General features: G+C 64.3%; 7 protein-coding genes. 1 reads left to right on the top strand and 6 read right to left on the bottom strand.

What is annotated here, in order from left to right; translation table 11 throughout:
• Window positions 1-262: 262 nt before the first annotated feature.
• Window positions 263-931: an HAD family hydrolase gene (locus tag OXS27_RS03310; RefSeq protein WP_267354263.1), complete on the bottom strand. Its 669-nt coding sequence runs from the start codon at window positions 929-931 to the stop codon at window positions 263-265.
• Window positions 932-1610: 679 nt separating this feature from the next.
• On the opposite strand from OXS27_RS03310, the gene OXS27_RS03305 reads away from it, so the two are divergent.
• Window positions 1611-2261, top strand: a complete 651-nt coding sequence (locus OXS27_RS03305; protein ID WP_267354262.1) for a GntR family transcriptional regulator — start codon at window positions 1611-1613, stop codon at window positions 2259-2261.
• 5 nt (window positions 2262-2266) lie between these two features.
• Here the strand turns inward: OXS27_RS03305 and OXS27_RS03300 are convergent, their stop codons facing one another.
• The 5 genes from OXS27_RS03300 to OXS27_RS03280 form a co-directional block, all read right to left on the bottom strand.
• On the bottom strand, window positions 2267-3559 hold the full coding sequence (locus OXS27_RS03300) for an MFS transporter (protein ID WP_267354261.1): 1293 nt from the start codon (window positions 3557-3559) through the stop codon (window positions 2267-2269).
• Between the two features lie 185 nt (window positions 3560-3744).
• Entirely contained in the window at window positions 3745-4944 is a 1200-nt protein-coding gene (tcuB, locus tag OXS27_RS03295) for a tricarballylate utilization 4Fe-4S protein TcuB (RefSeq protein ID WP_267354260.1), read from the bottom strand.
• Window positions 4931-6319 carry an FAD-dependent tricarballylate dehydrogenase TcuA gene (gene tcuA, locus OXS27_RS03290; RefSeq protein WP_267354288.1) on the bottom strand — a complete coding sequence of 463 codons (1389 nt, stop codon included), beginning with the start codon at window positions 6317-6319 and terminating at the stop codon, window positions 4931-4933. The genes tcuB and tcuA overlap by 14 nt, the downstream gene beginning before the upstream one ends.
• Before the next feature lie 486 nt (window positions 6320-6805).
• A complete protein-coding gene (locus OXS27_RS03285) occupies window positions 6806-7054 on the bottom strand; it encodes a hypothetical protein (RefSeq protein ID WP_267354259.1) in 249 nt (82 codons plus the stop codon).
• A gap of 88 nt (window positions 7055-7142) precedes the next feature.
• Complete coding sequence (locus tag OXS27_RS03280; RefSeq protein WP_267354258.1) at window positions 7143-7700, bottom strand: hypothetical protein; 558 nt, start codon at window positions 7698-7700, stop codon at window positions 7143-7145.
• Between the last annotated feature and the right edge of the window lie 27 nt (window positions 7701-7727).

The following is a 7727-nucleotide window of genomic DNA, read 5'->3' as shown; positions in this document are numbered from 1 at the left end:
ATCTCCAACCCGGCTTCCCCGCAATCATTCGCATCCTCTTCCGCATCACGCTCCGTGTCGGAACAGGCTTCTTTCGCAGGTAGGGAGACGAAGGCGGATTGGGAGACGCTCTCGCCGCCAGTCCGATGCCGACCCAACCCAGCCACCAGGGCCGGTGTAGGCGCGTCTCCGAAGCGGCCGGCAGTCATCCTTCCGGCAACTTCGGCTCGGGGTATAGAGCAGACGATCCGCGTTCCCAGCCTCGAACCCCATCAGAACGTACTCAGGGGCGCGCCAGCGCCAGAACCTGCGAGAGATGGTCAATGCTGGCCCCCGGATTAGAAGAGGCGTCGGTTGGCCACTCAACACTCCCGCGAAACCAAGCAGTGCTCATGCCCGCAGCGTGAGCACCAAGAATGTCGACCACGGGATTGTCGCCGACGAACAAGCAACGAGACGGCGCGGTCCTGCAAGCTGTTGCGGCTCGTAGAAACAGGGCTGCGTCCGGCTTCCGTAACCCTTCTCGTTCTGAGATGAGGACGGCATCGACCAGCCTATTCAATTCGAGTGCCTCTACATGCCTTGACTGAAACACCGTCTCGCCATTTGTCACGATGCCGAGAGCAAGCCCTCTTGCTCGCAGTTCCTTCAAAACCTCCACCATTCCGTCGAAGGGCTGGGCGAAGCGCGCGCAGCGAGCGCGGTAGTCCGCAAGCAAAGTGTCGGCGTACTCAGCCCGTCCACCGAACTCAGCGAGTATGTTCGCGTAGACCACAGACTTATGGACGTGTCCCCGGCTATCGAGGACGAGGAACCGGGTACACCACTCGTCCGATCGAACGTGATCAAGGTGATTGGCGTGTCGCTCGAACTGATCTCGGACAAATGCCTGAAGGGAGTTGGTACGATCCAGCAGCGTTTCGTCCAAATCAAAAAGAATTGCGTCGATCATAGCCTGGAGTATACCACCTGCCACATCTGCTTTCTACAGGATGGAGGGCAGCAGGTCTCGAATGGCCGCCAAGGGTCGTCAGCGGGCACGACTTTGGTGTCTGCTTCAACCAAGGCGCACCCGGAAGCCGACCGGCAGCATTCCACCCAAAGCGGCTGATCCGCGTCCGACCCAACACAGTCGTTCCCGCGTGGCTGTCCGGCTCCCGAAAGCGGACTTGTGATCAGCTGCGACTCTGGCTGCCTTGCGCCCATCCTGGTTGTCCGCAGAGCCGCGGACGCCACTCCATAGCGAATATCCACTCTGACCGCTGTGCGGCCCCCCCATTCGCATATGGGCAGCGTAAGTATCCAGGGGTCCTCAGCGCACTGGAGCCAGGATGAAAGCACGACCCACAATCGCTGGCGAACACCGCCGCCTCTTTGAGCACAAATGTTGCGAGCTGCTCGTGGCTTTGGAGCTTGGCCGCTTTAAGAGCACTAGCGAGCTGGCGACCCGCCGCATACCATACGGCTAAGCTCTGGCCTCGTCCCTGTATGCGACACAGCTGTACTTGCCTTTGAGGAAGGCTTGCCTATTCACCCATCCACCGCCAGCGCGTGTCCTATACGGCGTGTTCCTGAGGCGATGCCCGTAGCAGGAGCGTCGTGGATCGAACTAAGGTGTTCCCTAACCGAGCATGACGACATTCGGAAACAGCGCATCCAGCGCCTACGACCTTCTGCTTGCCGAGCTCGAAGACGGCGCCCTGCCGCCGGGCACGCGGCTCCGTGAGGCAGACCTTGCCGAGCGGTTGCAAATCAGCCGCACCCCGGTCCGCGAGGCGCTCAAGCGACTGGAGCAGCAGGGCCTTATCGTCCACGAGCCGCACCGCGGCGCGATTATCGCCACGCTCGATTACACACAGGTGGCGGAGCTGTACCTCTTGCGCGAGGTCCTGGAGGGAACTGCGGCCCGCCTCGCTGCCCAGCATGCGACCGATGTTGAGATCAGCGTGCTGGCCGACATGGTGGAGCGCGACCGCGCCATCGCCACGCAGCCGCGCGATTTGGCCCACACGAACCGCCAGTTCCACCAACAGCTTCGCAACGTAGCGCGGAACAGATTCCTAGACCAAACCCTGGAGGGACTGCGGCTCTCGCTAGCACTGCTTGCAAACACAACACTAGCGGCTCCAGGTCGTGGACCGACCTCCGTGGAGGAGCATGCTGCCATAGTGGCGCGCATCACCGCGCGTGATCCGGACGGGGCGGAAGCCGCAGCGCGCCAGCACATCCTGAACGCCTTCCGCACCCGCATCAAGGTGCATCAGCAGCCGCCTCGCCCTTAGTGCCTTTAGGAAAGTGCCGCCGCCCCTTCGGGCGCCGTGACCGTCCGACGGGACAGGATGACGGCACTCAAGCTGACCACGGCAGCGAAGGTGAGCCACAGGGCTGGCGCAGCCCGATTGCCAGTTTGCTGGATCAGCGCCGTCGAGACCAACGGTGTCAGTCCGCCAAAAAGGGCGGTTGCCAAGCTGAAGGCTAGCGAGAACCCGGCCGTGCGTACCCGCGCAGGCATGATCTCGGACAAGGTCGGGATCATCGCCCCATTGTACAGCCCGAAGTAGGACGAGAAGAGCAGCACGGTGGCCAGCAGCTTGGGAAAGCTGGGTGCATCGGCCAGCCAGTTCATGACCGGGTAGGCGGTCAGGATCGCAAGTACCGGGATGAGGAGCAGCAGCGGATAGCGCCCGATTCGGTCGGAGATGTGCCCACCAATCGGAAGCCAGATGAAGTTCGAGATGCCGACACAGAGCGTCACGATGAGCACACCGGTCGCATCCAAATGCAGCGCCTCGCGTCCGAAGGTGGGCGTATAGGCGGTGATCAGGTAGAATGTCGTGGTGGTCAGCACCGACATGCCCGCGCCGGTCAGCACGATCCGCCAGTTTTCGGCGACGATGCGCAAAACTTCTGTGGCGCTAAACGCATGCTTCATCTTCTGGAACTCTTCCGTCTCTGTTAGGCTCCGGCGGAGAAACAGGATGAGTGGGATGATCGCGCAGCCGATCAGCAACGGGATACGCCAGCCCCAGGCTGTCATCTGCTCGGTCGTCAGCATCGCGCTCAGCGTGACCCCAATGAGCGCAGCGAAGACCACCGCAGGCTGTTGGCTCGCGGACTGCCATGACGTGTAGAAGCCGCGTCGGCCCGGGGTGGCGATCTCGGCCAGGTAGATGGAGACGCCGCCGAGCTCGGCGCCGGCGGAGAACCCCTGTAACAACCGTCCAGTCAAGATGATTATCGGCGCCAATATGCCGAGCGTTTCGTAGCTGGGCGTGATTGCGATGGAGAGCGTGCCCGCCGCCATTAGCCCCAACGTTAAGAGCAGACCCTTCCGACGGCCGTGTCGATCAATATACGAGCCGAGTATGATCGCCCCCAGGGGGCGCATGAAGAAGCCAACGGAAAACGTCGCCAGCGAGAGCATCAGGGAGACACCGGCGTTGTCCGCCGGAAAGAAGGTCTTTCCAATATAGCTGGCGTAGTAGCCATAAACGAAGAAATCATACTGCTCAAGGAAGTTTCCGCTCGCGACGCGAAGCACGTCTCCGAGTTTCTTGCGGCGCTCTTCTTGGGATAACATGACGCTGCTTCCTATCTTGCTAGAATTTTATTGCTGGCGCTTCCTTCAGCTTGATAGCGCGAATGTTTTCATGGCGCGGTCTGACAGTAAGGGTGAGGCGTGCTAGCGGGGTTCCTCTCCGGGCCCGCGCGTAGGGGCAGGCGAGTGCGGCGTTCCGCTCCTCGTGGTCTCCGAGTCCTTGCCCCTCAGGCCGCAGCCTTCGGGGAGGTCTTCGCCAGCGCCCGGGCGGCGGATGGCGAGGGGCCGTGCAGGCTCTTGCGCTCCTTCGCCGAGCGTACGAGGGCCGCGTAGCGGTACAAGCCGTGGACGAACTTGCCGTACGGCATCGTGATGAAGAAGCCGAACACCGCCCCGAGGTGGATTGCAAGCAGCGTCCCCATCGCGGGGGTGGCACGGAAGACCAGCAGCGCGAGGCCGGTGACGCTGAGCGCCAGCAGCATCAGGGTAAAGGCCTGCTCCATTCCCCGTCCGCTCTCCTCGCGGAGTGTCGGGTCTCGCTCCGCCTTGGCCCGCATCAGCCCCAGGGAGCCGACGACGAGGCCAATGCCACCGAGCGTGCCGAGCAGAACCGGCAGGTCCCAAACGGGATAGGGGGCCTCGCGGCCGAGCAGGTAGTGATACAGCGTCGCCGTCGAGGTCGAGGCGAAGCACAGCACGAAGCCGTAGAAGGTGAGGTGGTGGTAAAGCCGCCGCCTGTCCTTGGCGGGCTTTTCATCGACGTTCATGCAGCCGGCGCCCCCGCCATCGAGGTAGCGAAGGCTCAGCGCGTCCCTGGATGCCTGGGCGTTGTAGGCGGGCACCTGCAGCGTTTCCCGCGCCTCGCCGATGTCCCGCCAGAAGGCCCGCAGGCCCATTCCCAGCGCCACGATGGCGTAAAGGAACACCGCGCTGAAGACGAGGGCCACCGCGTTGTGCGGCATCAGCCGGTAGAACGCGCCCTCGCCGGTTTGGGTGCTGAACAGCGTCGCCGGGTCGTTGCGCAGCATGAAGCCGAACAGGAAGGCCGCGACCGACAGGGCGGCCACCGCCGCAATCGTCACGCCGTTGCGGGCGAAGGCGGGGGCGAGCGCCCGGGGCCACGCATACTGAGCGTAAGATTCGTTGCGCACCTGCGCCAGAACTTTCGGCACGTTCACGGCGAAGGGGTGCGGCGGCGAGAACTGGCAATCGTAGTAGCAGGCACCGCAGGAGTGGCAAAGGTTGGCGAGGTAGTTGAGGTCGCCGTCGGCGAATGAGCGGCGCGTCTCCATGGCCGGGAACACCGCGCAGAGTCCCTCGCAGTAGCGGCAGGAGTTGCACACGGTCATCAGCCGGTCCGCCTCGGCAAGCGCAGCGCTGGTGTGGTGGGCGGTAGTCCCGGCGGTCTTGGTCTCAGTTGCGTGCATAGCGCGCGGCCTCCCGCCCTGCGATGCGGCCGAACACGGCCCCGATGGTCATCCCGATGCCGGCGGCGTAGCCCTCGCCCAGGACGTTGCCGGCCATGATCTCGCCGGCCGCGAACATGTTCGCGGAAGGGCGCCCGTCCGCCATGAGCATCCGCGCCTCCTTGTTCACGCGGGTGCCGAGATAGGTGAAGGTGATGCCCGGCCGAACCGGGTAGGCGTAGAACGGCGCCGCCTCGATCCGCCGGGCCCAGTGTGTCTTCGGCGGACTCAGGCCTTCCGTGCGGCAATCATCGAGGATCTTGTCGTCGAAGGTGCCGGGCTGCACCGCCGCGTTGAAGCCGTCCACCGTCGCCTGGAGCGCGTCGGGGTCGAGGCCGAGTTCGCGAGCGAGGTCGGGGATCGTCCCCGCCGTGATCGGCGGATAGAGCGAGGGCATGAACAGCGTCAGCGAGGGCGCGTCGAAGATGATGTAGGCGATCTGGTCGGGCTGGGCTGCCACGAGCCGCCCCCAGATCGCGTAGCGCTTGGGCCAGATGTCCTCGCCCTCGTCGTAGAAGCGCTCGCACCTGTTATTGACGACGATGCCGAAGACGACGCAGTCGAGCCGGGTGATGATGCCGCCGTCATATTTTGGCGCTCGCGCATCGATTGCGACGGCGTGGCACTGGGTCGGGTCGCCGACCTCCTGCACACCCTTATCCAGCAGCAGTTTCAGGATCGAGCCCTTATTGTTGCGCGTCCCGCGGATGAGAAAATTCTCGGCAGCCTCGCCCCAGTACTGCTTCAGCCACGCGATGTTTGATTCGAACCCGCCCGCCGCCGCCACTAGGGCGCCGGCCTTCACCGTCTCGCCGCCCTTCAGCGTCGCGGACAGAAACATACCGTCCTCAATCACGAGGTCGGTCACCTCCGCCTCGTACCGGATCTCGACGCCGAGGCGTTCGGCCGTGGCGTATAGGGCGTTGAGCATGGCACGGCCGCCGCCGAGGAAGAACGAGTTCGTCCGGCCGAGCGAGAGGGTGCCGCCGAGGGAGGGCTGCCAGCGCACCCCCTGCTCGGCGATCCAAGTGAGCATCTCCTTCGACTCGTGGATCATGTGCCGGGCCAGCACCTCGTCGGTCTTGCCCTTGGTGACCCGAAGAAGGTCTTCGAAGAACTCGCCCTCCGTGTAGGGGCCGGTGAGGATCTCGGTCGCTTCGTCGTGGGCGCAGCGCATGTTGCGGGTGTGGCGGGTGTTGCCGCCGCGCCAGAAGGCGCTCGACGCTTCCAGCACGAGGACCGAGGCGCCCTGGCGGCGGGCACTGATGGCGGCGCAGAGCGCCGCGTTGCCACCGCCGATCACCAGAACGTCGTAGCGATGTTCAGCCCAAGGCAGGTCAGCCTCCCGATTTTTAGTATCCTTGTGCGCCTGTGTACACCACCGCTCGCCACAACAGAAGACCATGGTATCGGATTGCACTCGATTGTTTATAAATGTGCGGGCAGATGCAGGCGCGGTCAGCATTGCGCCGGGCTCGCCACCCTCGTGGAGAGAAATCACAAAACGGGCTGACAGGTGAGGATGTGGACTGGGCGCGCGGTGATGTCTGCTTCGATATGCTCACTCATTAGAAGGTGACCGTCTTCAATCCACCCAGAGCAGACCTCGCGACTGGGTATCAAGGGTCAGCGAAGATGCCTGCATCCAGCTCGGCTGGCCGGAGACCAACGTACTGGCGCCACTTCACCATGGTGTATCGGCAGTCTCGGCAGCGTGCATCCTCGCGGGTCTCGATCATGCCGTCTGCCGTCACCTCGTAGGGTGCCCCGCAAGATGGACAGGCGATGCGTTCTCCGGGCGTGAGGTCACGATCGGCCATCTTCAGTCCGCCAGAAACCAGCGTGGCGCAGGACCTGAGCGGCTGACGGTGATATTCTTCGCCCCGCGCATCGTGTCTCCGATCATGCCCTGGAGCATGCCCTTCACCCCGTCAGCAGTCGCGACCTCCAGGGTGTCGGTCTGCCCGCAGGTCGGGCACTCCACGGTCTTGCTGTCGTCCGAACCGATGCGAAGGTTGGCCTTCATCCGATCGGCCGTGCAGTAGATGTGCTTGGTGTCGGCGTCGCTCATCTGGCATTCCCGTGCCCTCCGCCAGGAAGATAGCACGCCGAGCCTCTAGCCGTAGCCGCTTCCTGAATTCCGTGGGCAGTGCGGCCGATCACCGTGAACAGTGAATGGCAGAGTGGCGGGCGTAGCGGCTGGCTGAGAGAGTCGCCTGCATTGCAGCCATATGAGCTTCGAACGTATGGGCTGCGGCCGCTCGACGCTGCTGATCCCGGCGCTGAGCCCACTCGCGATCACGCACTGCCTGCACCGCCCGCATCTCGTCCTCCCAGACCGCCCGCACAGCACGCTCCCGATCCAGTCGGCGATCGGCCTCGGCGGCGCGCTTGCGCTGATCGGCGAGTTCTTCGTCCATCTCGCGCAGCCGCTCCTCGACGGTCTGAGCTTTCGACGGCGTGCGGGGCTTGGTGCGGGAATGAGTCCGGGCGGCCCGCCCGGGCGGCGACGGACTCGACGGCGGCGCAGCGTGTCGCGCGGCCGTCGCGTGTCCCTGGGCCTGGGCCCGGGCCTGGGCGAGGGTCATACCGGTGGCCGCTGCGATGCGCTCGGCGGCGGCCAAGCCGGCGGCGCGCTCGCCTGCTGTCGCCCCATGCTCAGCCATGCTGAGGCAGCTATCGAGGCGGCGCCGGGCGTTCGGATCAAGACGGGGCATGGCGATTCCTCAAGAGGCGGGGGGTCT

This window comes from Methylobacterium sp. GC_Met_3 (genome assembly GCF_026540775.1).
Lineage (GTDB): Bacteria > Pseudomonadota > Alphaproteobacteria > Rhizobiales > Beijerinckiaceae > Methylobacterium.
This window is presented reverse-complemented; position numbering and strand designations above follow the sequence as displayed.